We start from the raw sequence: 26,854 nt of genomic DNA on the forward strand, positions 1-26,854 counted from the left end.
CCCATATAAATTCCATTTTTTCATTTTTAAAGGCTTTCTCCTGAATAGATTTAGCTGCCCTTAATTCATCTCTTCTATGAACAACTATTACTTTTCTGGCAAATTTTGTTAAATATATTGCTTCTTCAATTGCTGAGTCTCCTCCACCAATTACAAACACCTCAAGGTCAGTAAAGAAATCCGCATCACATGTAGCACAATATGATACTCCCTTACCAGTTAATTTTTCTTCTCCAGGTACCCCTAATTTTCTTGGAGTCGCTCCTGTTGCAATTATAACTGCCTTACCCTTATACTCTCCATTTTCACATTTTACTACTTTAATTTTTCCATTTAAATCAACTGAAACCACAGCATCGTTTTTTCTCTCTGCACCAAACTCTTCGGCTTGCTCTACCATCCTTGCAATAAGGGTTGGTCCAGTTGCTTCTTTAATTGAACCAGGATAATTTGCCACTTCATTGGTAGTAACAATTTGTCCTCCTGTTTTTCCCTTTTCCAAAATAAGGGTTTTCATTTTAGCCCTTGCAGAGTATAAACCTGCAGCAAGACCCGCTGGTCCACATCCAACTATTATAACATCATATACATTTTCCATTTTAAAAACCTCCCTAGCATTTAGTTAATAATGAATAATTAATAGTAAATAATTTTTATTAATTATTAACTGTTAATTATTAATTAGTAGAACTGATCCATGCTTTCTATAGCTCCATCAATCAGATATAAATCAATAATTCTAAAATCATCTAATATTTTTGGATTCCAATTTGGCGTTTTCTTCTCTTTAATAAATTTGTTAGCTACCATAATACTTTCTTCAATTATTTGAAGAGATTCTAAATCAAGTTTCCCTTTATTAAGTTCAATTGCAGTAGTCTTAAAGGGAGTTTCATTTGGTTTTACACTTCCTGATAAAGGATGGGTTAAAAGCTTATATCCTTCATGGATTTTATCCCTAGTAAATTTTAGAACCTCTAAATAACTATCTCCTTCTAAATAGATTGTATCCATTTTCTCGTTATATTTATCATGTACTAAATTGTTATTAGTTATTATCATTTTTTTCAATTTTTTCACCTCTATAGGTTTTATTAAAAATAACACAATTATTAAGCTGATTTAAGATGGTATTACACAAGGAAAACGTTTTCACAAATTAACTGTTATTGTCCTTTTTTCTAGATATTTTAGCCTATTTCCAAAATATATACAAAATAAATTTGTGAAATTATAGATATTTTTTCTAATCTTATACTTATATCTATGAACTTTTCCCCTAAATTTCATGTATGTAAAAAGGAGCAAATGACAAATAGTGTTTGCCAATTGCTCCTCTGTCTTTCACCTGAGAGATTCTTCCAAAATTGAAATTGCTCCTTCGGTGCCATAAGGCTTTCCAGAGTACTGTCTGGGTACGGTCCTTTTGCCTGAGAATTTAGCTGTAGCAGGCATCGCTACAATTTATACCTTCGGCGGTTAACAGTGAACTCTCTCCCGAACCCTTCATCCAGTAATATATAAATTTTAAAAATGCATTGATCTTTTATATTATTTTTATCTATACCCATTATATAACATTGTCAAAAATTTTACAATAGATTTTTATTTAAATTTTGTTATATTATTTTAATATTACTCAGCAATAAAATAAATAGCTAAAACTCCAGATCCAGTATGAGTCCCAATAGTACACCCAACCTCTGTTTCGATAATCTCAGATGGGCTAATTTCTTCTTCTATCAGGCTTCTCAGCGTGGAAAGTCCTTCCCTATTGGCTGCATGCCCTAAGCCTATTTTGGCTCCTTTCTGCAATCCTTTTTCTTTACAAACCTCAATTAATCTCTTATATAATTTTTTATTTCCCCTTACTTTATCAATGGGCTCTACCTTTCCTTCAATAATGGCTAAAATTGGTTTTACATTCAATAGCGTCCCAAGAGCCATTTTTCCTGTACTAAGTCTGCCATTTTTATGTAAATACTTCAGTGTATCCACAGAAAATATTTGTTGAGATCCATCTATCATTTTTTCTATTTTTTCTAAAATTTCACCTAAAGGTCTAAAATCATGGGCCATCTTTGCAGCTTCTACAACAATCATTCCACATCCATAAGCTAATGCTGTAGAATCAAAGACATAAATACTTTCCCTATTTATTTCCTCTTTTGCTATTACTGCAGATTGGTGGGTTCCACTTACTTGTCCAGAACCATTAATAATAATTACACTATCATATCCCTTATCAAATGCTTCTAGGATAGCCCCTTTGAATTCCACCGGTGTGACTTGAGAAGTTTTGGGCATTTCTTCTACTTCTTCAAGCTTTTTATAAAACTCTTCTGTTGTTAAATCTATTCCATCTTTATATTCCTTTGTGCCAAATCGAACCGTTAGAGGCATTACAGAAATATCATATTTAACTGCAATATCTTTAGGGATATCCGATAAGCTATCAGTAATAACTTTAATTTTATCCATAAACAACACTCCCTTTCATACTTTTAGCTTTATAGGGTTTGCATAGTAAAACTCAATTTATACACGTGCAAACATTCAGAGTTTTTGGAAGCTTTGAACATATATAAATTGAAGTCTTTACTTAAATCCCTATACTATCTTTTAGAAACAATTATATATCATTCTAAGTCACAAAAGCTATAGCAATACACCCTGGCCCAGCATGAGTTCCTACTACTGCTCCTGTCTTAGATTCAATAATTTCATTAATATCATTATTCTTTACTACTTCTTCTCTCAAATCCATTAAAAATTCATAATTATCAGAATGAAATAATCCTACAGTTGTTTCCTTTAAATTATAATTATTCTTCCTAATCCAATTTATTACCCACTTTATTGCTTTTTTCTTACCTCTAACCTTATCTTCATATATCAAGCTTCCATTATTCATAGTAAGAATAGGTTTTATATTTAATAGCTTACCAATCAACGCCTGACTGGGAGTAAGTCTTCCCCCTTTTTTAAGATACTCTATATCATCTATTATAAATTTACATTTCATATTTTCTCTCATATAAAGTACTTTGTCTATTATCTCAGTTTCGCCATAACCTTTTAAGACCATTCTTGCAGCTTCTACTACCAATAGTCCTTGGGGAAATGTTACTAATTTAGAATCTATTATTGTAATATTTTTTCCTTTTAAATAATCCTTTGCAGCTATGGCAGAATTATATGTTCCACTGAGTTTAGATGACATCAAAATAGCAATTATATAATCACCATCATCTACCAAAGGCCTAAATACTTCTATGAAATCTCCAGGAGAAATTTGAGACGTCGTGGGCAGCTTTTTACATCTGGAAAGTTTTTCATAAAATTCCTCTTTAGTAATATCAATTCCGTCTTTAAATGACCCATCTTCAAAATTTACAGTCAAAGGCAATACTTTAATACCTAATTTATTGACAATTTCTTTTGGTATATCAGCCACACTATCAGTTATTATCTTTATTCCCATTTTTATCACCTTTCAAAACCATTATATTTTATCCTTAGCCTCACTGTCAATATTTGTTAATTATTTTTTCATATTGAGTACCTTATGTTGAAAAATATAGCAATTTTTACATATAAAAATAATACAACTAATTTTAAATTTTTACAAGTGAGCAAATTGCATAATCACCTTCTCAAAAACTAAATACTACATATTATTTTGAAATCTTCGAAGTCATACTGTATATATTATGTAATTTTAGAATAATGTGGATATTTATATGAATTTTATGATATTTACTAAGAACAGATAGGTTTAATTGTTATTAGTAGAGACAAAAAGGGGTTATATAAGAAAGGTTTAAAAAACTTAGCAGATACCTTCATTTCTAAAGTTTTAGAAGAAAAAAGACAAAGAACTTTTCTATAAACTTCTTTGTCTTCTTAAGTAATTTTTATTTGCTATAATCCAATACTGCTAACGCTATGTTAGATGCATGATCTGCAATTCTTTCAAGATTACTAATTATATCTAAAAATACAACACCAGAACCTGGTATACATTGCTGTTTATTTAGTCTCCCTATATGGTTTGCCCTAAGGGTCTTCTCCATAAGGTCTATTTCCCCTTCTCTTTCAATAACTCTTTTAGCCGTTTGATGATTCCCGGTTTTTAAAGCTGTTAAAGCTTCTTTGTATGATTTAGTCACTCTTTCATACATAATTCTTAATTCTTCTAATGCCTCTTCAGAAAACTTCAACTTATTTTCTATCCTATATACAGATAACTCTGCTAAATTATCTGCATGATCCCCTACTCTTTCTATATCATTTATAGTATTAAATAAACCATCTATTATTTCTCTTTGTTTACTAGAAATTTCAGTATTAGATACCTTTAATAAATATCCCCCAATTTCTTTCTCCATATTATTAAGGACTTTTTCGATTTTAAAGGTTTCATGGGCAAACTTTTCACTTTTCTCAAAAAACGCCTTAATAGATGAATTGTATGATTCCAACGCAATATTTCCCATGTGTAATACTTCTTTCATAACCTGTCCAAGAGCTATTGATGGAGTTTCTAATATTCTGTCATCAATATATTTAATGCCTTGAATTTCCTTTTCCTCATTGGGATCATAAGGTATAATTCTATTGACAATTCTTACTAATATAGGAGCAAAAGGAAGTAAAATTAAGGTGTTTGTGATATTAAACAGTGTATGAGCATTTGCCAATTGTCTTTCTGCAATATTAGAAGCTTGCATAACAAACCATAAAGTCGGTTTCGCAAATAGTATAATAAATAAAACAGTACCTATTAAATTAAACAATAAGTGCACAAGTGCCGCTCTTTTTGCAGTTTTATTAGCTCCAACACTTGATATCATAGCTGTTACACAGGTACCAATATTAGTTCCTAATAATATTGGAAAAGCTGATTCTATAGGTAATAACCCCTGACTAGCTAGTGCAATAAGTAAACTGGTTGTAGCACTACTGCTTTGTAAAATAGCTGTTATCCCAAATCCCGTTAAAATTGCTAAAGTCTTGTCAAAAATATTATCATTTCCAAAGCTCCTAAGAAGATTTGTAAATCCCTCATATTCCCTTAATGGCTTTACAGCCTCCTTCATCATATCCATACCTAAAAATAATATACCAAATCCTATTATGATTTCTGCGAAGGTCTTTACCTTTCTATTAGAAGAAAAAAGCCATATTCCAACACCTATTCCTACTGCAATAGGAGCAATTTGAGTTAATTTAAATGAAACTAATTGAGCAGTAATGGTTGTCCCAATATTAGCTCCCATTATAACGCCTACTGCTTGAGTCAATTTCATTACTCCTGCGTTAACAAAGCCTACAACCATTACAGTAGTTGCACTACTACTTTGGACAACTACCGTCACCATAGCTCCAACAATTACCCCCATAATACGGTTGCTGGTTAAAACCTCAATGAATCTTTTCAAATTATCGCCAGCAGATTTTTCCAAACCCCCTGCCATTACATTCATTCCATAGAGAAATAAGCCCAATCCTCCAATGAGGCCAAAAGCTATTCCCATATACTAACCGCCCCTTCCTCCCCTTCTATATATGTCCATTTTATTTACAGGTCCGCTAAAAGACCCATTATATATAATACAATATTCTTCACACAGTTTTGTTAAATCTATGTTAAATGTTAAGAATAGGTTAATTTTATGTTAATTTAAACTAGGAAACCCAAGCTGTCTTAAAGCTTCATATACTATTATAGAAACAGAATTGGAAAGGTTTAATGATCTAGCTTTTCTATCTTTAATCATGGGTATTTTTATACGCCTATCTTTAAATCTATCATGTATTTCTTCAGGAAGCCCTGCGGTTTCTTTACCAAATATTATAAAACATTCATCTTCATATTTTACATCGGTATAGTTTCTATTTCCCTTTGTAGTTGAAATATAAAAATTACCATTACGATGTTTTGCAAAAAATTCTTCTCTATTTTCATATATACTTATATCTAAAAGATGCCAATAATCCAAACCAGCTCTTTTCAAATGTTTATCATCAACTGAAAAACCCAAGGGCTTTATCAAGTGCAATCTAGTCCCAGTTATAGCACATGTTCTAGCAATATTCCCTGTATTTTGGGGAATATCCGGCTGGTAAAGCACTATATTTATAGACATGAAAATTACTCCTTTACAAATATATTAAGTTCAATTTTTTCTTCATTTGCTTCTAAGGGTACACTTATTACCTTCATTTGATCTGATGAAATAGACAAGTTATCTCCAATCATTAAAGTTGGCGGTGTTATATCAATCTTTATTCCAGCATTAAATAGAAGGGTAGCAGAATTGCCCAAAATCATATTTCCTAGTTCTGATAATGCACTTTTACTGATATCATTTAATTCTGCTATTTCCATTCCCCCCATCATATTTGAAACAACATTTAAAGCCACAGACTTATTCAAATTTATCATTGCTTGTCCTTTAATATCGCCTGTTATACCTATTAATATAACTATATTATTAGCATTACAAGGAGAAGATTTGAGAGTGGGTTTGCCTACTTTATATTCTACATGGGTCATTTGTGTTAATATATCCTTACTTGCTTTTATAAATGGATTTATATATTCTGCCTTCAATTCATATCCCTCCAGTAAATTAGTATGATACTTTTTAAATAAATATACCCAAATAAAATTTAAAAAGCATAATTAAAAATTTTGTCTAATTTTGTTGTATTGTATGTTATTATACCATAAAATAGTTAAAACAGTAAAACCTTCAATTAATCTAGTGAAAATAAACTATATTAATTAAAGTTCTATAGTCTTGCCAATAGCTTCATAATTATTGGCCGATAAATATCAACTGCTTTTACTGGACAAAGCTCTTGACAGCAGAAACATCTTATACATCCATTTAAATCTACTACAGGTTTCTTACTAGTCATATCTATTACATGAGGGGGACAATTTTTAGCACAATCACCACAGCCAATACATCTTTCATGAATAAATTTTGGCTTGGGTTGCATTAATCCATTCACTATATTCCTTACAAATTTAGGTAGTTTACCTTCCAATAAATCCAGGCTTCTTATGTTGGGAACAATAAAATCGTTAATTATGAATTTTTCTATTCCCTCTCCCTTTAATTCTATATCTTCTAAATTCCCCTTGCATAGTCCTCTTTCTACACATCTTTGAATAGTTGGTACTTTAGTTGGCTCTAAGCCTATTATGGATGTTGCTACTACATCCAAATGGTATGGACTTGTTGAAGCAATAACAGCGCCTATCTTTCTTGGATCACCGGCACTTGGTCCAGCACCCTCCATCCCTATTATACCATCCATAAAAGACAAAACTGGATTAGCTGCTAGACATATGTCAACCAATGTATTTGAAAAATCTTCTATCTTAGGCATTCTCACATGGTATTCTGCCTTTTCCAATCCTGCAACTATGCCAAACATATTCTTAACTGCTCCAGTAAACATCATCATTCCATGGGTTTTCAATTTTGATACAGATATAACCTTGTCTACTTTATTTAAAACTTCAATAGTCGTTATTCTCTTTAAAATTAATCCCTTTTTATTTTTTATGTTTACCGAATTGGTATTATAATTTAGTTTAATATTTAATTCCTCAGCAATTTTTTCAATACCACAAGCCCTGTAAACACCTTTTAAAGCTGAAGTATTAAAGGGGCCTCCAGGGCTATCAGCAATTATGACATCAGCTCCATATCTTATTAATATTTCTGCCAATGCCTTTGCAAATATAGGATGGGTAGTTGTAGCTTCCTCCGGTCTTTTCTTCATAAGTAAATTGAGCTTAAGAAGAACCTTATCTCCATATTTAATATATTTTTCAACTCCACCAAGATTCTGAAAGCTTCTTTCAATCGCATTTTTAACTAAATCATATTCATAATCATGACATTTTACCAAAGAAACCTTTTGCATATATACACCTCATTTGATTTCAGTTAAGGTTTAAGGATTATAAAATAAATCCAATTGTTATATAATACATAACATTATGCCACCAATAAAACTACTACTCCAAGAATTATTCTATAATATGCAAAGGGAGATAGATTTCTTTTTCTTATATAATTCATAAAAAAAGCAATTACAAAATATGCCACTATAAAAGATATAAAAGTCCCTATTCCCAATATAAACCATTCATAATTTGTAAAATCTAATCCCATCTTATATATTTTTAGCACTGCGGCTCCAATTAATGTAGGAATAGCTAAAAAGAAAGAAAACTCTGCTGCAACCTTCCTGGAAAATCCTATAAATAAACCTCCAATAATTGTTGATGCTGAACGTGACATTCCTGGCCAAAGAGCCATGCATTGTGCCACACCTACTACAAATGCTTGCTTATATGTAATATGATTTTCTGATACAACTTTAACTTTCTTTTGACTCTTTTCTCCTAAAAGCAAAAGAACTGCACCGAAAATTAAAGCCATAGCAACCGTAGTTGGATTAAAGAAATGTTCGTCAATATAATCATCAAAAAGCAATCCTAAAATTACTGCTGGAATCACGCCAACAGCAACCTTTGTCCATAACGAAAAATATTCTTTCATTCTTCTTTTATTATTAAACTTTGGAAAAACTTTGTCTTTAAAATAAAGAACCACTGCAAATATAGCTCCAACCTGAATAATAACTGCAAAGGAATTTGCAAAATCCCCTGTGAAGTTTAAATACTTATTTGCAATAATCAAATGTCCCGTAGAAGAAACCGGTAAAAACTCCGTTAGCCCTTCAATGATTCCAAGAATAATTGCCTTAATTATCATCTAATACCTCCATATAATGTTTAGTCTTAAAGACCTTTATTTATTAACAATCTGCTAATATATTTTAGTTAAATCTTTAAGGCTACAAATTTAAAATTATGTAATTTCCCCACTTAGCTATTATATTGCGTAAAGGCAATTTTTTCAACTAACAAAAATGTCATAATACTATTTATCTAATCCTCTTTAGTGCATTATAATTAGCTTTAATTGTCTTTTCTATATCTTTTATAGTATGTTCAGCTGAAATGAATGAGGTTTCAAATTGGGATGGAGCTAAATAAATTCTCTGCTTTAACCAATAAGCTATCAGAATGTCCATGAAAATTTCCAACAAACTTAACAATCAAATTCCTTGCCATTTTTTATAAATGGAGGATTAACTGTCTTCAATCTATTTTTCTAAAATCCATCTTGCTATATCCTTTGCAAAATATGTTATTATTATATCTGCACCAGCCCTTTTAATGCTAGTTAATATCTCTGTTACAACGGCTTTTTCATCTACTAATCCTGCCTTGCTAGCTGCTTTAATCATTGAGTATTCACCGCTAACATTATAAGCAGCAATTGGATAATTAAAATTATCCTTAAATCTTCTTATAATGTCCATATATGATAATGCAGGCTTCACCATTATTACATCAGCACCTTCTGTAATATCAAGCTTTGCTTCTCTTATTGCTTCATCAGAATTTCCCCAATCCATTTGATATGTTCTTCTATCACCAAACTGAGGAGTTGAATTGGCTGCTGCCCTAAAGGGACCATAAAATGCTGAAGAATATTTTGCACTATAGGCCATAATAGCTATGTTTTCAAATCCATTATTATCAAGCTTTTTTCTTATTGCTCCAACTCTACCATCCATCATATCCGAAGGAGCAACCATATCTGCCCCCGCCTTAGCATGAGATAAAGCAGTTCTGGATATATATTCTAGGCTTAAATCGTTATCAACATGTCCATCTTTAATTATTCCACAATGGCCATGGTCTGTATATTGACACATACATACATCAGTAATGACCAACAAATCCTTTGTGATCTCCTTTATCCTTCTTATTCCTCTTTGAACTATTCCATCTTCGGCATAGGCCTCACTACCTAATTCATCTTTTTTATTAGGTAATCCAAATAACATTACCGCTTTTATTCCTAAATCAATTAATTCCTCAATTTCTTCCTTAAGCATGTCTACAGAGAAATGATAGTTATTTGGCAATGCAGAAATTTCTTTTTTTATATTATTACCCTCAACTAAAAAAATAGGATAAATCAAATCATTGACATTAACCTGTGCTTCTCTAACAAGACTTCTAATATGTTCATTTGCTCTAAGTCTTCTTGGTCTATTTACTAACATTCTTGCACCTCCATAAATTTTTATCTTCCTTTTATATTTTTCTTTGCAATTAAAGTAGAAAGATAGTTATTTTTTATTTCTCTTCTTTTTTCTATATTGTTTTCTATAACTTCATCATCTAATCCAAGTCTTGAAACAAACACAGAACCTTCTTTATGACCAGTCTCTTCAAGTTTATCTATCAATTTATCAATATTACCACTTGCCTTCATAAAAACTACATTATTAACACTATCAAGTATTTTATTTAACTTCTCATCTCCCTTTTCATAATAAACAGAAGGAACTATAGCTATTGTTTCTTCATTTTCTCCAAGGGGGATTCCTGCCCTGCTGGCAATAGCGCAAAAAGATGTTATTCCTGGTACAGTTTCTATTTCAATATCCTTATCCTTTAATCTTTCAAAAAGATAAATATATGTACTATAAACCATAGGATCACCAAGGGTTAAAAAAGCAACCTTATTGCCTCTATCTACAAGATCTTTAATTAATTTTGCAATCTCATCATAAGACTTATTTAAAACCTCTATATCGTAAGTCATTGGAAATTTTCTTTCAATAATTTTAATGTTCTCATTTAAATGGGGCTTGGCTATATTTAATGCAGTGCTTCCCTTTCCTGTTTTGGTTTCAGGTGCAAGAATAATATCAACTTCATCAAGTATTTTTTTTGCCTTAATAGTTATTAAATCAGGATCTCCCGGTCCAACGCCTATACCATAAAATTTACCCTTCATAATTTATCCCCCTAATATTTTAAATTTTTATCGTAATAGTAATTGATAATAGCTTCAACTAATCCATCAATTGTATATTCTTTAGCCTCTATTTCAACATTCATCCCCAGTTCCTTTGCTGTCTTGGCAGTTATTGGTCCAATAGCAGCTATATTTATATTATCCAGTAGATTTAAATTTTCTTTACCTAGTATCTTAAAAAAATTTCTAGCTGTAGATGAGCTAGTGAATGTTATTATATCTATTATTTTATTCTTTAAAATATTTGCAAGCTCTCCCCTTTCATACCGGGGAATTATTGTATTGTACACAGCCACATTGTCCACATTAGCTCCCAGCTTTATTAATTTTTCTTCTAAAACTTTCCTTGCTATATCAGCCCTGGGAAGAAGAATATTATCACCTTCTTCTATTCTATCCTTTAATATTTCTATCAACCCTTCAGCTTTATATTCTTCAGGTATATATTCCACTAAAAATCCCATTTCATTTAATTTACCAGCAGTAGCTGGACCAATAGCGCAAATCTTTGCACCTTTTATCGTCCTCACATCAACTCTTAACTTTTTCATTCTATTTAAAAAATACTTTACACCATTTACACTTGTAAATATAATCCATTTATATTTTCCTATTTCGCCTATTGCCTTATCCAGTTTCGTATAATCATCATTTGGTGTTATTTCAATAGTAGGAAATTCTATGGCTTCCCCACCCAGAGCTTCAATTTTTTCAGATAGTTTACTGACTTGCAGGCGTGTACGGGTTACTAAAACCCTCTTGCCAAACAACACTCTTTTATCGATCCAGCTAAGACACTTTGATAAGTTTACTACATCACCAACAACAATTATAGCAGGATTTTTTAAATTCTTTTCCTTCACCCTGTCAGCAATATTTTTTAAATTGCCAGTTACTATTTCCTGCTCAGTCGTAGTTCCCTTTCTAATTACTGCTACTGGCCTCTTTGGTGATTGACCATTTTTTATTAGATTTTCACATATATTTTCAATATTCTTTACTCCCATTAAAAAAATAAGGGTTCCCTTTAATTTGCCTAAAGTTTCATAATTTAATGAAGATCTTTCCTTTTCAGGGTCTTCATGGCCAGTTATTACATGAAAGGAAGAACTTATATTTCTATGGGTAACAGGAATTCCTGCATAGGCAGGGACAGAAATTGCTGATGTTATTCCAGGAACGATTTCAAAATTTACATTATTTTCAGCAAGTAATAGAGCTTCTTCTCCACCTCTACCAAAAACAAAGGGGTCTCCTCCCTTTAATCTTGTAACCACATTTCCTTCAAGGGCTTTATCAAGAATAAGCTGACTTATCTCCTCCTGAGAATAGGAATGGGCATTAGGGGCTTTACCAGCATAGATGATTTCAGCCTTTTTCTTTGCATATTTTAAAAGCTTAGGATTAATAAGCCTGTCATATAAGATCACATCAGCTTTTTCAATACATTCCAATCCCTTTAAAGTTATGAGCTTATAATCTCCAGGTCCCGCACCAACTAAATATACCTTGCCACTCATTTATTCACCATCCTCTAATGCTTTTAATATTTCTCTTCCGCCTTTATTCAACACTTTAACAGCTATTTCCTCTGCCAGTTTTTCATAGTTTTTGATATCATCTTCATCATAAGCCTTTATTATTTCCTTTCCATCAATGGATGCAACAACACCTTCCATCTTAACCTTACCATCCTCTATAAAGGCATATGCTCCAATTGGAACATGACAACCTCCATTTAATACCTTCATAAATATTCTTTCGGCCTTAACAGCAATTTCGGTGTGTTTATCATTTATTTTAGATACTATTTCTTTGATTAAGCTATCATCTACTCTAGTCTCAAGTCCCAATGCTCCCTGACCAACAGCAGGTACAATATCCCTTTCATTAAAAAAATATGATATTTTATTTTCCAATCCAGTTCTAATAAGACCTGCAGCGGCTAAAACAACGCCATCTAAATTCATTTCCTTCATTTTTCTAATTCTAGTCTGAACATTGCCCCTAATAGGAACAATTTCTACATCACTTCTAATACTCCTTAATTGTGCTCCTCTTCTTAAGCTGCTTGTTCCAATTACAGCTCCTTCCTTTAAATCAAAAAGACTTTTATCTTCCTTTGTTATTAGTACATCTCTAACATCTGCTCTCTTAGTTATTGCAGAAATCTCTAGACTTTGAGGAAATTTACTAGGTACATCTTTCATACTATGGACAGCAATATCTATTTCTCCTTTTAACAAAGCAGATTCTATTTCCTTTACAAAAAGCCCCTTACCACCAATTTTACTAAGGGTTTTATCAAGTATCTTATCTCCAATAGTTTTTATTTCCCTTATTTTGAAATTTGTTTCAGGATAATATTTTTTAAGTTCATCTATGACAATATTAGTTTGAATAAGTGCCAATTTACTTCCTCTACTGCCTATTGTTATTTCCCTTCTTCCCATTTATATCAGCTCCTTGCAGTCCATAATTATAAAAATACATATCATATAAAGCCTTTTTTAAATCCGTCAATTCTCCAATTAAATATCTTTTAAATACATCAGAATAGACCAAATCATGAAATATTTCTCTCCGTTTACTAATATCCTTTATTTCTTCCTTTACTTTTTCCCTAATCTCTCCTATAATTTCTAAATATTCTTTATATTCTTCTGGAAATATTTTTTCAAGTTCTATTCTAATTTTTTTAGAGAGCATTGGACTTTTTCCATTTGTAGAAATACTTATATTTAAATCTCCTCTTCTAATATTTGCCGGCACTATAAAATCACACATATTAGGCTGATCTGCAACATTAAGAAGTATTTCATTATCCCTACATTCCTTTATACAAATTTCATTTATTTCCTCGTTATCAGTGGCAGCATAAACCAAGTAACCGCCTTTCAAATCCCCATATTTATAATTTCTTTGTACTAATTTAATTTTACCTTTTTTATAATACTTAAAGAGCTTATCACTAACAAATGGACTAATAACCTCTACAATAGCTCCACACTCCAGTAAAGATGTTACTTTTCTTTCAGCAACCCTTCCTCCACCTATCACCTTACATTTTTTATTCTTTATATCTAACATAATTGGATAATATTTATCCATCTATTTCACACACCTTATCTACCAGCTTATCAATATCATCAAAAACTACCTCTCCGGTTATTTCAGGCCTTAATATTATCATTACAGGTATATTCATTTCCTTTGCCGCTTCAATTTTTTCAATCGTTCCACCGGCTTTACCGCTATCCTTTGTTACAAGTATGTCTATATTATATTTTTTTATTAATTCAATATTCATCTCCTTAGTAAAGGGCCCTTGCATTGCTATTAGATTAGAAGGTTTAAATCCAAGATCTTCACATTTTTTTAAAATACTGCTTGTAGGAAGTATTCTTGAATATAATCTTTCAGGTGATATTTTACTTGTAAAAACATTTAGAGTTTTACTGCCAGTGGTTAATAAAATATTTCCTTTGGTTTTATACAACTTCATGGCAGCATCTGCATATCCACTTACCCATTGAACCCTATAATTTAGTTCATCTATGCTACTTTTCTTTCTTTGATACCTAATACAGGGAATTTCCGTATCATTACATGCCCTTGAAATATTGTGGCTAACCTTATCTGCATAAGGGTGGGTGGCATCAATCACAAGGCTTATTGAGTTTTCTTTTATTACTTTTACCATTTCATTATAATCAAGTCTTTGACTAATAACCTTTAGTCCCTTGTCCTCATTATAAAGGGATTTTCCGTATTCTGTTGCAGTGGTAACAATTAAGTCAAAGTCCCTGTCTCTAAGCTTATAAACTATTTCCCTTCCATCCTTTGTACCACTTAGAACTAATATCATTTAAAATAACCCCTAGGTGTTATCATCATATTATTGCTTTCATATGTATTGGAATTTCCTATAATAACTATGGTGAACATATCTATATTATGCTCAAGCATCCTTTCAAGGTTTGTAATTTTAACCTGTTCTCCTTCTCTTTTGGCATTTCTAACTATACCAACGGTAGTTGAAGGTTTTCTATACTTCATAATTATTTCCCTTGCATCTTCAATCTGTGTTATTCTACCTTTGCTTTTGGGATTATAAAGGGTAATTATAAAATCACCAGCTGCAGCACAATCAATTCTTTTTTTTATAACTTCCCAGTCTGTAAGCAAATCACTAAGGGAAATCACGGCATAATCGTGCATAAGTGGTGCACCTAAAGAAGCTGCTGCTGCATTTGCAGCAGTAATTCCCGGTACTATTTCTACTTCTACATCACTGTTTCTTTTATTAACCAGTTCTAAAACAGCGCCAGCCATGCCATATACTCCCGGATCTCCACTACTTACTATTGAAACAATTTTCCCTTTTTCTGCTTCATCTATTGTAATTTCACATCTTTCTACTTCCTTTTTCATACCAGAGTTTATAATTTCTTTTTCTTTAATAAGATCCTCTATTATATTTATATAGGTTTTATACCCTACTATAACCTCTGATTCTTTAATTGCCTTTAACGACATTAAGCTCATTTGCTCCCTATCACCTGGTCCAATTCCAATTACATATATTTTCCCTTTATTTTTCATTTTTTCACCTACTTTTAGCTTTTTTTACAGGAAGCATCCATTAGTCCAAAAAGTTCTTTTGCAATTTTGGCATACTTTTCTCCCTGTCTATCTTCACCTGCTCTTTTTAGCTCATGTATCGGGGGTTTAAATAATTTCTCAACTAAACTTTTCTATATTTTTTTATCTAGATAAAAAAATTTTTCTATAGATAAGTCAAACTACAACGATATCCATTTAAGCTCCACCCTCTTCTGCAATAGCTATTGTGATACCATTATATTTTGTTTTTTTCATAATCAGCCTGCCTTCATTAGATGACAATACTGAAACTGGCTCAGCTACAGCGCCAACACCTATAGTTCTTTTGACAAAATCCGAAGCTTCAAATTTTTTTTCTATTTTTAACACTTTTTCTCTTTCAATAATTACTAATGGAACATTATAATAATTAGCAGCATCTACTATTCCCTTTTCATTCCTTTTAACGTCAATAGTTGCTATATGCTTTATAGATAAATGGCTTCGCTCTATTTTATCCAGTGAAACACTTATAGCTTCTACTATCTCTTCTCTTGTCTTGCCTTTTTTACAGCCAACACCTATAATAATATTTTTAGGTCTTAAAACTACTGTGTCTATCAGGGATCTTGTAATTATCTTTTTATTTGTAATTATGATAATTCCCTTAAATCCATCAGTAGTTTTGTTATTATCTAAAAGAATCATATTATCAGGTAAATTAATATTTAAATGTATTTTACTTACTATTCCAACTATTTCCTTATTGACTATATGGGCAGTTACTTTTGTGGCATCCTTAAGATTTTCAATTGCACACCCAGTTTTCATGGCCAATGTATCCACAGCTAAGGTATTATTTATATCAGAGGCAGTAGTAATAACGGGATTACCATTTAATTTTTTAGCAATATCCAAAGTTATTTCATTTGCGCCTCCCAAATGTCCCGATAATAAAGAAATGATATTTTTTCCCTTTTCATCCATTACAACTACAGCTGGATCCAATGCTTTATTTTTTAAATAGGAAGCTATAGCTCTTACAACTATACCTGTGGCCATAATAAATATTAAGCACTCATATTGTTGAAATATTGCCCCTGTTAACTTATTTATGCCTTCTTCAATCTTTTTTACCCTTTCATGGTTAATATCAAATTTTCTATTTACATATAAAACTGAATCTTCATATTGATCCAAAAGCTTTAGTCCCAGCTTTATACCACCTTTAGTAAGGGTAATTATTGCTTTATTCACTTTTTGCCCTTCTATATTCGTGACTGAAGTTTTTATCATATAATTTTGATAATTCATATTCATCACCTAAAAAGTCTCCCACCAATATTTGTGCTGTTTTTGTTATTCCAGCTTCCTTTACCTTTTCAGCTATATTATCCAAGGTTCCAATAACAATTTTTTCGTCCTTCCAAGATGCCTTTTGAATAACACAGACGGGGGTATTTTTAGGATAAGAGATAATAAGTCTTTCCACCAGCTTTTCTATCATATGAACAGATAGGAATATACACATTGTTGCTCTATGCTTTGCCAAAGATTCTATACTTTCATCCTTAGGCACAGGTGTTCTTCCTTCCATCCTAGTAAGTATTACTGTCTGGGAAACCCCAGGCAAAGTAAATTCTTTTTTTATGGCAGCCGCTGAAGCCACAAATGAACTTACTCCAGGTATTACTTCATAATCAATTTTCTTTTTATCTAAAATATCCATCTGCTCCCTTATTGCTCCATAAATACTAGGATCTCCTGTATGAACCCTTGCAATAATTTTTTTATGCCTGATTCCCTTATCTATAACTTCTATAACTTCATCCAATGTCATTGATGCACTATTGCAAACCACAGCATTTCTTTTTCTTGTATCAATAACTTCCTTATTAACCAGTGAACCCGCATAGATGATTATATCAGCTTGTGCTATTATCTTTGCACCCTTTACAGTAATCAATTCTGGATCACCTGGCCCAGCCCCTATAAAATACACCTTCATTTTATCCCTCATTTCTTATTTTTGCCACTTATTATATATATTGGATTTAAACCTTCCATCATTGTATACCTGCCAACACTTTTACCCTTTGCAACAGATATTGAAGTCACATCGATATCACAATATGATAATTCCTCTAATATCTTTATAGATTTATATAAGGTTTCTATTGTTATGGAATTTATAACCACAATACCTTCATCAGTCATCTTTTCCCTACAAAGTTTTAATATTTCCTCAAGCTGTCCTCCACTTCCACCTATAAAAGCCCTATGGAAAAATTTAATGTCTCTTAAAGCTTCTACAGCTTCACTATGAATTACTTCAATATTATTAACATTGAATTTTCTTGCATTTTCAATTATAAGTCTACTTCCTTCAATATTCTTCTCTATAGCTGTAACTTTGCCACAGCTGCAAATCAACCCAATTTCCACTGACACTGAACCAGTTCCAGCGCCTATATCAACTACGTGAAAATCTTCTTTTAATCTCATCTTTGATATGGAAAGAGCCCTTATTTCTTCCTTAGTCATAGGAACCTTTCCCCTCACAAACATATTATCGGGAATACCAGATGTCTTATAATTCCAACCTTTCATAACTCTCAATCACCACCACCGACATACTGAAGTTCTTTATTTTTGCAATCCTTTCTGGTGTATCAATAATAATTCTTTCATTTTCATAGGATAGATTTTCTCCTATTATTATCCTTTTGTTCTTAATTTCTGATTTAATTAAAAGATCAGCAATCCTTGAAGGAGAATTATTATTATCAGTAAGTAAAATAACACTGTCATACTTTTTTACAATATTGATAATATCAAGCTCTCTTCCATGAACACTACCTACAAAAGAATTATGCCATGATTTTTTAAGCCTGCCCATTAGATATTGATATGAGCTAATACCAGGAATAACTTCAATTTCACGATCTTCAAAATGTTTTTTCAGATAATTAAGCATACTATAAAATCCTGTATCTCCCGATAACAACAGAGATATTTTTTTCTTATTCTTATTATCTTTTATATATTCAATAATTTTACTTAGTTTGCTATCTATATATATTAATTCTTGTTTCCCATCCTTAAAATCAGCTAGAATTCTTTTGCCACCTATTAAAACATCACTTTCTTCTATGATTTTTGAAGTAATTGGAAACACATAATCCATATGTCCTGGACCCATGCCTAAAACATAAATTTTACTCATTAGAACTCCTCCAAAATTTCTTTGGCTTTATCCCCTATTGCTAAAAGCCCCTTTTCCATAGAAAACATTACAACTCCTATTTCAAGGTTTTCATGGGTATAGCTTATACACCTTTCTTCTGCCTTCCTACATAATATCCCATATACTTCATGGTATTTGTATTCCTCTATAAGATTAACTGCCCCTTCCGTTGTAACACACTGAAAAACTTTTTTAATAACTTCTTTAGAAGCACCTATTAAAGCTAAATTGGCTGCAATAATCTCCAGTCTTCCATCTGCAACTCTACTATGGGTATTAAATATACCCCCTGCAAGCTTAACAAGCTTACCAATATGTCCGATTAATAAGACTTTTTTTATTTTTTTCTCAATACATTTATCAAGTATAAATCCAATAAAATTACTAATCTTTATTATATTAGCTTTATCTATACCAAATAACTTCTGGGCATTTTCTTCTCCATAATTTCCAGGAACTAATACTAATCTATCAAGTCCATTATTTACAGCCATATTAAGCTCAATAATAATTGATTCTTTAAATGCTTCATCAGACATGGGCTCTACGATTCCACTTGTACCTAAAATAGATATTCCTCCCTGTATACCTAACTTGGGATTAAATGTTTTTTTTGCAATTTTCTCACCTTCAGGTACTATAATAGTAATAATTGCACCCTTATTATCAGGTAAAACCTTTAAAACTTCACTTCTGATCATTTCCAGGGGAGCAGGATTAATGGCCGGCTGTCCTACAGGAAGGTACAAACCTGGTTTAGTAATTTTTCCAACCCCTTCCCCTCCTTTAATAATAATATCAGGTGTATCAATTATTTCTACATCAGCTCCTATTAAAATCCCATGGGTTATGTCGGGATCATCTCCCGCATCCTTCTTTATAAAACAAAATGCCGATTGCCCTTTTATTTTAATGGCTGGCTCAATTACATCCAATGTTAAAATCCAGCCCTTAGGAGTTTCTATATTTATTTTATCTATAATCTTATTTTTCAATGCCATATATGCAGCAGCCTTTGCTGCAGCTGCAGCACAGGAACCAGTTGTATATCCATATTTCATTTTCTTACCATTTTTAACAACATATTTATCAAGCATTGTATTCCCTCGTTTCGATGGTACAAAAGCATCTGGCGACACATTTGTAGTTCTAAGTGATAAGTTCTAAGATTCATATCATTCTATTATGTCTTTTCTCAAAAATTAAGAAAGGAAGTAGACTCTGAGGTTTCCTTCCCCGCGATTTTTATAACACATAGGAAATTATAAACTTATGAAATTATAATAATACATATATATCTAATTAATCATATAAAGAATGGCATTAATTATAGCCGCAGCCACATTGCTTCCACCTTTTCTACCCCTCGTAAGTATATATGGTACATCAAGCTTTAAAAGCTCTTCCTTTGACTCAGCAGCCCCTACAAAACCTACAGGAACTCCTACTATCAGAGATGGGTTAACATTACCTCCTCTTATTTGATTTATTAGCTCAAATAAAGCAGTAGGAGCATTTCCAATAACAAATATTCCATTGGGATTTTCCTCTACAGCCTTCCTCATGGCTATTATAGATCGGGTAACTCCTTCTTCCTTAGCCTTTAAAGCAATGTCTTGATCTGAAACAAAGTTTAAAACCTTTCCTCCAAATTCAGATAATCTTTTTTTATTTATTCCAGACATAGCCATTTTTGTATCCGTGTAAATATTTTTCCCAGACTTTATCCCCTCTTTAGCCTGCTGTATAGCCCCTTTACTTATAATAGTAATATCAGCAAAACTAAAGTCAGCTGTAGTATGTATAATTCTTTTAACTACTTTACCTATATCCTGGGGAAAAGTCCTATCTCCTAATTCTTTAGTAATAATTTCAAAGCTCTTCTCTTCAATTGCATAGGGATTCTTTATATAATTATTCATAAAACCCATCCTTTTCTATTTTATGATTCTAACTCCACCCTTTATCATATTTGCAGAATATATTTTAGTATAATACTTAGTAATTTTTCTTTTTCCAATAATGTATTTAAACTCATTTATGTCCATTTGACTTTCATCATATAATATGCCTATTACCGTACCACTATGGGCCACATTTACACCGTAAGCCCCTAATTTTATAGAAATATCTAAAATCTCATCAAGCTTTGGCTTGTATAATATTTCCTGATTCATTAAGGAACTAATAGTAACAGCCTTTCCTAGAAGCCTCTTATCCTTCATTTTACAACCCGACGAAAAAATTCTATAGGCCTTCTCAATTTGATTTTTATTTTTAATTCTAACATCTGAATAGTCAGTTCTTCTAAATTCCTCAGTATTCACAATTCTATCCATTTCCAGGATTAACACCTTGATTTTAGGATTCCAATCATATTCCTCAATAATCCTTCCATTTATATGATCAAACAATGTTAACCTTTGAAATATAGTACTATCTGTAGGCTCAATTTCACAGCACAACTCACCAAGCTCCTTAAAACTAATTTCTTTTCCTAAAAATCTAGCGGTAGCAATTACAGTAGCCGCTATATCTGCTGTACTACTAGCCATCCCCTTAGCTATAGGTATACTGGAATCTAGGGATAAAGATATATTTTCCATATATTTTTTAGAGATATGGAAATATTTGAAGGTTTTTTCCAGTGCCAATCTCATTTTCACTTTCTTTGTTTCCAATTTTGGCTCTTTAGTTTCACACAAGGTAACCTGCGAATAAATATCAATAGGAAGGGATATAAGTTTCTCACCGTCTCCTACTAAACCTTGAATTAGTTCGCCGCAGGAGGCGGGACATTTCACCTTAATTATCATATAGTACCTCTTTTAAGCCTTCAATTAATTTTTTGTTGGAATCTCTATCCTTAATAGCCACTCTAAAAAAAGAACCATCTAAATTCACATAATCAATACATTGTCTAATTAATAATTTCCTTTGAATTAGTTCTTCCTTTAAATCTATATCTTTACTTATCAATTTAAAAAATACATAATTGGCATAGGGTTTAAATACTTTTATGTTTCTTATTTTTTGAAGTTCTTCATACATATATTTTCTTTCTAATTCAAAAAACTCTTTACTTTTTTCAATATATTCTTTATCTTCAAGTAAAGCCTCTCCAGAAATAGCGGCAAAGCCATTTATGGTCCAAGGCTCTTTTCCATCTATAATTTTTCCCTTTATCCCCTGATTTGATATAAGTCCATAGCCTATTCTAAGACCAGGTATTGCAAAAAATTTAGTTAATGCCCTTATTATAAACAAATTATCAAAATCATATAAAGAACCAATCAGACTATGGTTTTTTTCATCTTTTACAAATTCAATAAAAGCCTCATCAATCATAAAATTTATTTTTCTTTTCTTACACTCTATTAATATTTCTTTTAATATATTCTGCCCAATAATTTGACCAGTAGGATTATTGGGATTGCATAATACTATAAAGTCTATATTATCCTTTAGTTTTTCTAATAATACATTTTTATCTACATTAAATTGAGTATCTTCATCTAGTAGATAGTACACTACATCACTACCAACGCTTTTTAATGCTCTTTCATATTCTGAAAATGTTGGGGCTAGTAAAAGGGTTTTTTTAGGCTTTATTGCTTGTACTATTTTAAAGATTATTTCTGTCGCTCCATTTCCAGGAATTACAAAATCTTCATGGATATTGTTGTATTCAGCTATGGCTAATACTAACCGTTTATAATCTGGATCGGGATAATTCTCTATTGTTTCAATATTGGAAATTATAGTCTCTTTAAGCTTATATGGAATTCCAAGGGGATTAATATTTGCACTGAAATCAATAATATCCTGTTCACTGATTCCATATTTTTTTGCCGTCTCATATATATTTCCACCATGCTTTGCTCTCAATCTTATCCCTCCTTTTAATCAAAAATGTCTAAGAATACTTTATAGTTATAGGTTGATATTTAAAGTTAATGCATTTCTTTAAGTATATTGATATCTGTTGAAATTCCTAGATTATATAATTAAGGTTAAGCTTTAACTTTAATTTGTTTAAATTAACTCGTTGTGCCAGTTCTTATAATGAAATATTAAAACCATCTAAATCCTATTTAAAATTAAATATTTAATAATTCCTAATAAGCAAACTCCCAAAAATGATGTTACATACATTATTTTTATTGTTCTATTTATATCTTCAATTTCTATATTTCGTAAATCATCTCCAATTGTAGGCTTATAAACTGACTTTCCAAAGTAAATACTCGTTCCTCCAAGCCTAATATTAAGAGCACCTGCAACAGCTGCTTCAGGATAACCTGCATTTGGGCTACTGTGTTCTTTTTTATCTCTTAGCAATATTTTTATGGAATTCTTTATGTCATATCTCAAAAATACAGTTGATAGTACAATCAATAATCCCGTTATTCTAGCAGGTATAAAATTCACTATATCATCAATTTTTGCCGACGCCCACCCAAGATCTTTGTATTTATCATTCTTATAACCAACCATTGAGTCCAATGTATTTACAGCTTTATAGGCCATCCCCAAAGGGGCTCCTCCAATAAAAATATATAATAATGGGGCTATAATACCATCAGAAATATTTTCTGCAATGGTTTCAACGGTGGCCCTTGTTATTTCTTGCTTATGTAAATTATTAGTGTCTCTACCTACTATATAAGATAAGAACTTCCTTGCCTTGAAAATATTCCCCTCCATCAGTGGATAGTAAACCTTTCTGCTTTCCTTTGCAAGGCTATTGGATGCCAATATTTGAAAAATCATAAAGATTTGGACAACCTTTCCCAATCTGTGGTCAATTCTGTTCAAAATAAATAAAGTAGAAAAGGTTATTAAATATGTGGCACCTATAATCCCAATAGCTAATAATATCCCACCAGACTTTAGCTTTGATTCTTGGCTAAAGATTTTTCTTATGTAATTTTCAAATTTACTAATTCCTTTGCCTATAAATCTAATAGGATGAGGAATCCAATTAGGATCACCGAATAATAAATCTAAACAATATCCTATAAAAATAAGCTCCATATCTAATCACCATTTACAATTTCATATATTTTTTTCATATCAATATTATTTCTGACTATTTTAGCAAGCTTTTTATATTCTATTTCTTTGAACTCATTAAAACTCTCTACACTACTTTCTATTTTCTCAAGACCCTTTTCCTCTCTGACTCTGTTTAAAATATCCCTTGTAAAACTAATATTGTCAAAAATACCATGTATATATGTTCCAAATACATTTCCTTTTTCATTTACTCCACCATCAAAAACTTCTACCTTATCATTGAGTCGTTTATCTATCTTTATAAAGGGTGATGTGCCTTCTAAAAGCTTTGTTTGTCCCATATGTATTTCGTATCCTGTAACTTTATAGGAATTTATCTTTTCTAAAATGCCATTATTCCCCATAAGAATTTTTCCTTCAATTTGAGTCGTAGTTTTGTTCTCTTCAAAAATTGTTTCGGTATTTAAAAGTCCTAAACCATTTATTTCATCTATACCACTTTCCGTTTTATGGGGATCTTTTATTTTTGTTCCCAATATCTGATATCCACCACAGATGCCGACTATTATCTTTCCCTTTTTATTTAATCTAAGTATCTGTTCCTCAAGTCCTGAATTCCTAAGATATACTAGGTCTTCTATAGTATTTTTAGAGCCGGGAATTATTAAAATATCAGGATTTCCTATGCTCTCCCCCCGCATAACATATCTTAGATTAACATCTTTCTGGGTTTCAAACACATTAAAATCAGTAAAGTTTGAAACCCGTGGAAGATATAAGACCTCTACATTTATTTCTCCTTCACCTTCTCCCCTTCTTCGGAACCTTTCTGCAAGGCTATCTTCGTCTTCTATCTGAATATCCGTATATGGGACCACCCCCAAAACAGGTATATTTATCAAATCCTCTAGCATCTTTATTCCTGGTTTAAGTATTTCTACATCTCCTCTAAATTTGTTTATTATTATGCCCTTCACTCTTTTTCTTTCTTCTTCAGTTAATAACATAATAGTCCCATATATAGAAGCAAAAACCCCTCCACGATCTATATCACCAACTATTATTACCGGTGAATCAGATATTTCCGCCATTCCCATATTTACTAAATCATTTTCTCTAAGGTTTATTTCTGCAGGACTGCCCGCACCTTCCAATACAACTATATCATTCTCCTTAGATAATCTATCATATGTATCTTTAACCAACTCCTTAAGCTTAGGTTTGAAATTATGATACTCAATCGCTGAGAGATTACCATAAACCTTTCCCTTTAAAATAACTTGACTTTTCTTATCGGTAGTTGGCTTTAGCAATATTGGGTTCATCAAAACACAGGGTTTCTGACAACTTGCTTCCGCTTGAACTACTTGAGCTCTTCCCATTTCTAGCCCTTCTTCGGTTATATAGGAGTTGAGGGCCATATTTTGGGACTTAAAGGGTGCAGTCTTATAGCCATCCTCCTTGAATATCCTGCAAAATGCAGCAGTTAATATACTTTTTCCAACAGAAGAAGCTGTTCCTTGCAACATTAATGATTTATTCTTCAACCTCATCACTTCCTTTTTTAAATGTTTTGCAGTTATTAATAAAATTAATAGCCAAATCTTTCTTAGCATAAAAGTGAATATGAGCATATGCTCCTAATGTATTATTTTTTATAAGCCCACATTCCCACGATTTTAAAATTTCACCTTCTCTTATCTTATTTACTTTATAGGCATAATCTCCCCTACTTACTTCATTTAAAGCTGATCTGTGGAACTCATGACCTCTAACTCTATCATCTCCTTTAGAAATAACACAGGGTTTATTTATACTTACATCTACATATCCAAATCGCTGTAATCGCTTTGTCATTTTAGCTTCTCTATTAAAAACCCCAACCATTTCATATTTTCTATTTTCCAGAGTTGTAATGGAGTTTGTTAAAAACATTAACCCTCCACACTCAGCATATATGGGCATTCCATCAAGGGAAGCCTTTCTAATACCTTTTCTCATTTCTTTGTTTTCTTCAAGCTCCTTTGCAAAGACCTCCGGAAACCCCCCACCAATATACAGTCCATGTATATTTTGAGGTAAGCTTTTGTCCTTCAATGGGCTGAAGTATATTAGATTTGCCCCTAACTCTTCAAGAAGGTCTAAATTATCCTGGTAATAGAAGTTAAAGGCTTTATCCAATGCAACTCCAATATTTATATTTTTTTTATTACTTATACTAGTTTGGACTTCCTTTTTTAGCTCTGAAGTCTCCTTGGCTAATTTTATAATTCCATCAATATCTATGGTCTCTTCCACCATATTAGCTAACTCATCTAATTTCTTTTCTAGATTTTCTACTTCAACACTTGGAACTAATCCTAAATGTCTGCTTTCCAATTTTACATTTATATTATTCTTTAAATAGCCAAAACATCTAATTCCCGTATCCTTTTCAATTGCCTTTTTTAATAATTCATAATGCCTTTCCCCTGATACATTATTAACTATAATACCTTTTATATTTACATCTTCATCATACTTCTTATAACCAAGAACTACAGCTGCTGCGCTAGATGACATGCCACTTCCATCTATAACCAAGATAACTGGTGCATTTATAATTTTAGATATGTGGGCACTGCTTCCCATATCCTTTTCCACACCAAATCCATCATATAAACCCATAACACCTTCTATTATAGAAATCTCTTTATCGAAGGAGTTTTTTATAAACAAATCTCTTAGGATTTTTTCATCAACCATCCAGCTATCTAGATTTCTAGATTTATTACCTGTCACAAAGCTATGAAAGGCAGGATCTATATAATCTGGACCTACTTTAAAGGGCTGAACATTAATTCCTCTTAAAACAAGTGCCCGCATAATCCCTGTAGATATTGTCGTCTTTCCTACACCACTTTGAGTTCCCGCTATAACTATTCTAGAAGATTTCACATTTATCACCCAACTTATTAATATTGTAATTATACAAAAAAACCTGACATACACCGATGTCAGGTAAAAATACACATACATAATTTATAAATATGTATACTTCCCTTCCCAC

Annotated in this window: 27 protein-coding genes, 1 pseudogene and 1 riboswitch; all 28 genes and pseudogenes read right to left on the minus strand. The window is 31.7% G+C overall.

The features are described 5' to 3' along the window. Positions 1–598 (minus strand): NAD(P)/FAD-dependent oxidoreductase (locus B5X81_RS13850; RefSeq protein ID WP_139380340.1); only part of this gene is annotated, 598 nt, incomplete at its 3' end. An 83-nt stretch (positions 599–681) separates the two neighbouring features. Beyond that, a complete protein-coding gene (locus B5X81_RS13855; RefSeq protein WP_079492921.1) occupies positions 682–1,062 on the minus strand; it encodes a GrdX family protein in 381 nt (126 codons plus the stop codon). A gap of 346 nt (positions 1,063–1,408) precedes the next feature. Further along, a riboswitch (glycine riboswitch) is annotated at positions 1,409–1,510 on the minus strand. Positions 1,511–1,635: 125 nt separating this feature from the next. Next, positions 1,636–2,481, minus strand: a complete 846-nt coding sequence (locus B5X81_RS13860) for a DegV family protein (protein ID WP_079492508.1) — start codon at positions 2,479–2,481, stop codon at positions 1,636–1,638. A 163-nt stretch (positions 2,482–2,644) separates the two neighbouring features. Then, a complete protein-coding gene (locus B5X81_RS13865) occupies positions 2,645–3,484 on the minus strand; it encodes a DegV family protein (protein ID WP_079492509.1) in 840 nt (279 codons plus the stop codon). A gap of 433 nt (positions 3,485–3,917) precedes the next feature. Then, on the minus strand, positions 3,918–5,540 hold the full coding sequence (locus B5X81_RS28900) for a Na/Pi cotransporter family protein (RefSeq protein ID WP_079492511.1): 1,623 nt from the start codon (positions 5,538–5,540) through the stop codon (positions 3,918–3,920). A 141-nt stretch (positions 5,541–5,681) separates the two neighbouring features. After that, entirely contained in the window at positions 5,682–6,152 is a 471-nt protein-coding gene (gene trmL, locus B5X81_RS13875) for a tRNA (uridine(34)/cytosine(34)/5-carboxymethylaminomethyluridine(34)-2'-O)-methyltransferase TrmL (protein WP_079492512.1), read from the minus strand. A gap of 5 nt (positions 6,153–6,157) precedes the next feature. Next, positions 6,158–6,619, minus strand: a complete 462-nt coding sequence (locus B5X81_RS13880) for a chemotaxis protein CheX (RefSeq protein ID WP_139380341.1) — start codon at positions 6,617–6,619, stop codon at positions 6,158–6,160. 182 nt (positions 6,620–6,801) lie between these two features. Beyond that, positions 6,802–7,950 (minus strand): DUF362 domain-containing protein, encoded by a 1,149-nt coding sequence (locus B5X81_RS13885; RefSeq protein ID WP_079492514.1) that lies wholly within the window; start codon positions 7,948–7,950, stop codon positions 6,802–6,804. A gap of 74 nt (positions 7,951–8,024) precedes the next feature. Further along, positions 8,025–8,807, minus strand: coding sequence for an undecaprenyl-diphosphate phosphatase (locus B5X81_RS13890; protein WP_079492515.1), 783 nt, complete (start codon positions 8,805–8,807; stop codon positions 8,025–8,027). Between the two features lie 394 nt (positions 8,808–9,201). After that, positions 9,202–10,173, minus strand: coding sequence for a porphobilinogen synthase (hemB, locus tag B5X81_RS13895; protein ID WP_079492517.1), 972 nt, complete (start codon positions 10,171–10,173; stop codon positions 9,202–9,204). A gap of 20 nt (positions 10,174–10,193) precedes the next feature. After that, the gene (gene cobI / locus B5X81_RS13900; protein WP_079492518.1) at positions 10,194–10,913 is read right to left on the minus strand and encodes a precorrin-2 C(20)-methyltransferase; all 720 of its coding nucleotides are present in this window, start codon (positions 10,911–10,913) and stop codon (positions 10,194–10,196) included. A gap of 11 nt (positions 10,914–10,924) precedes the next feature. Further along, a complete protein-coding gene (gene cobA, locus B5X81_RS13905; protein ID WP_079492520.1) occupies positions 10,925–12,454 on the minus strand; it encodes a uroporphyrinogen-III C-methyltransferase in 1,530 nt (509 codons plus the stop codon). Then, the gene (gene hemC / locus B5X81_RS13910; protein WP_079492521.1) at positions 12,455–13,387 is read right to left on the minus strand and encodes a hydroxymethylbilane synthase; all 933 of its coding nucleotides are present in this window, start codon (positions 13,385–13,387) and stop codon (positions 12,455–12,457) included. Beyond that, positions 13,356–14,045: a precorrin-2 dehydrogenase/sirohydrochlorin ferrochelatase family protein gene (locus tag B5X81_RS13915; protein WP_079492523.1), complete on the minus strand. Its 690-nt coding sequence runs from the start codon at positions 14,043–14,045 to the stop codon at positions 13,356–13,358. The genes hemC and B5X81_RS13915 overlap by 32 nt, the downstream gene beginning before the upstream one ends. Next, entirely contained in the window at positions 14,038–14,802 is a 765-nt protein-coding gene (locus B5X81_RS13920; protein ID WP_079492526.1) for a cobalt-precorrin-6A reductase, read from the minus strand. Before B5X81_RS13920 ends, B5X81_RS13915 begins: the two co-directional genes overlap by 8 nt. Continuing rightward, positions 14,799–15,539 (minus strand): precorrin-3B C(17)-methyltransferase, encoded by a 741-nt coding sequence (gene cobJ / locus B5X81_RS13925; protein ID WP_079492527.1) that lies wholly within the window; start codon positions 15,537–15,539, stop codon positions 14,799–14,801. The genes B5X81_RS13920 and cobJ overlap by 4 nt, the downstream gene beginning before the upstream one ends. 14 nt (positions 15,540–15,553) lie before the next feature. Beyond that, a pseudogene (locus B5X81_RS28810) lies at positions 15,554–15,679 on the minus strand (hypothetical protein); the annotation flags it as partial. A gap of 76 nt (positions 15,680–15,755) precedes the next feature. Further along, a complete protein-coding gene (cbiG, locus tag B5X81_RS13930) occupies positions 15,756–16,796 on the minus strand; it encodes a cobalt-precorrin 5A hydrolase (protein WP_170917423.1) in 1,041 nt (346 codons plus the stop codon). Beyond that, positions 16,789–17,547 (minus strand): precorrin-4 C(11)-methyltransferase, encoded by a 759-nt coding sequence (cobM, locus tag B5X81_RS13935; RefSeq protein ID WP_208985067.1) that lies wholly within the window; start codon positions 17,545–17,547, stop codon positions 16,789–16,791. Before cobM ends, cbiG begins: the two co-directional genes overlap by 8 nt. Positions 17,548–17,555: 8 nt before the next feature. Continuing rightward, entirely contained in the window at positions 17,556–18,149 is a 594-nt protein-coding gene (cbiT, locus tag B5X81_RS13940; RefSeq protein ID WP_079492532.1) for a precorrin-6Y C5,15-methyltransferase (decarboxylating) subunit CbiT, read from the minus strand. Next, entirely contained in the window at positions 18,130–18,765 is a 636-nt protein-coding gene (gene cbiE, locus B5X81_RS13945; RefSeq protein ID WP_079492533.1) for a precorrin-6y C5,15-methyltransferase (decarboxylating) subunit CbiE, read from the minus strand. Before cbiE ends, cbiT begins: the two co-directional genes overlap by 20 nt. Next, positions 18,765–19,925, minus strand: a complete 1,161-nt coding sequence (cbiD, locus tag B5X81_RS13950; protein WP_330397382.1) for a cobalt-precorrin-5B (C(1))-methyltransferase CbiD — start codon at positions 19,923–19,925, stop codon at positions 18,765–18,767. The genes cbiE and cbiD overlap by 1 nt, the downstream gene beginning before the upstream one ends. Before the next feature lie 159 nt (positions 19,926–20,084). Beyond that, positions 20,085–20,708 (minus strand): precorrin-8X methylmutase, encoded by a 624-nt coding sequence (locus B5X81_RS13955; protein ID WP_079492536.1) that lies wholly within the window; start codon positions 20,706–20,708, stop codon positions 20,085–20,087. A gap of 15 nt (positions 20,709–20,723) precedes the next feature. Beyond that, the gene (locus tag B5X81_RS13960; protein WP_079492538.1) at positions 20,724–21,602 is read right to left on the minus strand and encodes a GHMP family kinase ATP-binding protein; all 879 of its coding nucleotides are present in this window, start codon (positions 21,600–21,602) and stop codon (positions 20,724–20,726) included. After that, entirely contained in the window at positions 21,592–22,674 is a 1,083-nt protein-coding gene (gene cobD / locus B5X81_RS13965; protein WP_170917424.1) for a threonine-phosphate decarboxylase CobD, read from the minus strand. The genes B5X81_RS13960 and cobD overlap by 11 nt, the downstream gene beginning before the upstream one ends. 195 nt (positions 22,675–22,869) lie before the next feature. Beyond that, entirely contained in the window at positions 22,870–23,823 is a 954-nt protein-coding gene (cbiB, locus tag B5X81_RS13970; RefSeq protein ID WP_079492541.1) for an adenosylcobinamide-phosphate synthase CbiB, read from the minus strand. A 2-nt stretch (positions 23,824–23,825) separates the two neighbouring features. Beyond that, entirely contained in the window at positions 23,826–25,358 is a 1,533-nt protein-coding gene (locus B5X81_RS13975; protein ID WP_079492924.1) for a cobyric acid synthase, read from the minus strand. Beyond that, positions 25,342–26,742: a cobyrinate a,c-diamide synthase gene (locus tag B5X81_RS13980; protein WP_244282103.1), complete on the minus strand. Its 1,401-nt coding sequence runs from the start codon at positions 26,740–26,742 to the stop codon at positions 25,342–25,344. Before B5X81_RS13980 ends, B5X81_RS13975 begins: the two co-directional genes overlap by 17 nt. Positions 26,743–26,854 lie beyond the last annotated feature (112 nt).

The sequence above is a fragment of the Maledivibacter halophilus genome, from assembly GCF_900167445.1.
GTDB lineage: Bacteria > Bacillota > Clostridia > Peptostreptococcales > Caminicellaceae > Maledivibacter > Maledivibacter halophilus.

Bases quoted from the DNA above. Each gene is read 5' to 3' on its own strand.
- B5X81_RS13855 (WP_079492921.1), bottom strand. From the start codon at position 1,062: ATGATAATAACTAATAACAATTTAGTACATGATAAATATAACGAGAAA.
- B5X81_RS13955 (WP_079492536.1), bottom strand. From the start codon at position 20,708: ATGAATAATTATATAAAGAATCCCTATGCAATTGAAGAGAAGAGCTTT.
- B5X81_RS13960 (WP_079492538.1), bottom strand. From the start codon at position 21,602: ATGATAATTAAGGTGAAATGTCCCGCCTCCTGCGGCGAACTAATTCAA.
- B5X81_RS13860 (WP_079492508.1), bottom strand. From the start codon at position 2,481: ATGGATAAAATTAAAGTTATTACTGATAGCTTATCGGATATCCCTAAA.
- B5X81_RS13885 (WP_079492514.1), bottom strand. From the start codon at position 7,950: ATGCAAAAGGTTTCTTTGGTAAAATGTCATGATTATGAATATGATTTA.
- hemB (WP_079492517.1), bottom strand. From the start codon at position 10,173: ATGTTAGTAAATAGACCAAGAAGACTTAGAGCAAATGAACATATTAGA.
- trmL (WP_079492512.1), bottom strand. From the start codon at position 6,152: ATGTCTATAAATATAGTGCTTTACCAGCCGGATATTCCCCAAAATACA.
- B5X81_RS13890 (WP_079492515.1), bottom strand. From the start codon at position 8,807: ATGATAATTAAGGCAATTATTCTTGGAATCATTGAAGGGCTAACGGAG.
- cobA (WP_079492520.1), bottom strand. From the start codon at position 12,454: ATGAGTGGCAAGGTATATTTAGTTGGTGCGGGACCTGGAGATTATAAG.
- B5X81_RS13920 (WP_079492526.1), bottom strand. From the start codon at position 14,802: ATGATATTAGTTCTAAGTGGTACAAAGGATGGAAGGGAAATAGTTTAT.
- B5X81_RS13975 (WP_079492924.1), bottom strand. From the start codon at position 25,358: ATGAGGTTGAAGAATAAATCATTAATGTTGCAAGGAACAGCTTCTTCT.
- B5X81_RS13915 (WP_079492523.1), bottom strand. From the start codon at position 14,045: ATGGATAAATATTATCCAATTATGTTAGATATAAAGAATAAAAAATGT.
- cobJ (WP_079492527.1), bottom strand. From the start codon at position 15,539: ATGAAAAATAAAGGGAAAATATATGTAATTGGAATTGGACCAGGTGAT.
- B5X81_RS28900 (WP_079492511.1), bottom strand. From the start codon at position 5,540: ATGGGAATAGCTTTTGGCCTCATTGGAGGATTGGGCTTATTTCTCTAT.
- hemC (WP_079492521.1), bottom strand. From the start codon at position 13,387: ATGGGAAGAAGGGAAATAACAATAGGCAGTAGAGGAAGTAAATTGGCA.
- cbiT (WP_079492532.1), bottom strand. From the start codon at position 18,149: ATGAAAGGTTGGAATTATAAGACATCTGGTATTCCCGATAATATGTTT.
- cbiE (WP_079492533.1), bottom strand. From the start codon at position 18,765: ATGAGTAAAATTTATGTTTTAGGCATGGGTCCAGGACATATGGATTAT.
- cobM (WP_208985067.1), bottom strand. From the start codon at position 17,547: ATGAAGGTGTATTTTATAGGGGCTGGGCCAGGTGATCCAGAATTGATT.
- B5X81_RS13865 (WP_079492509.1), bottom strand. From the start codon at position 3,484: ATGGGAATAAAGATAATAACTGATAGTGTGGCTGATATACCAAAAGAA.
- cobI (WP_079492518.1), bottom strand. From the start codon at position 10,913: ATGAAGGGTAAATTTTATGGTATAGGCGTTGGACCGGGAGATCCTGAT.
- cbiB (WP_079492541.1), bottom strand. From the start codon at position 23,823: ATGGAGCTTATTTTTATAGGATATTGTTTAGATTTATTATTCGGTGAT.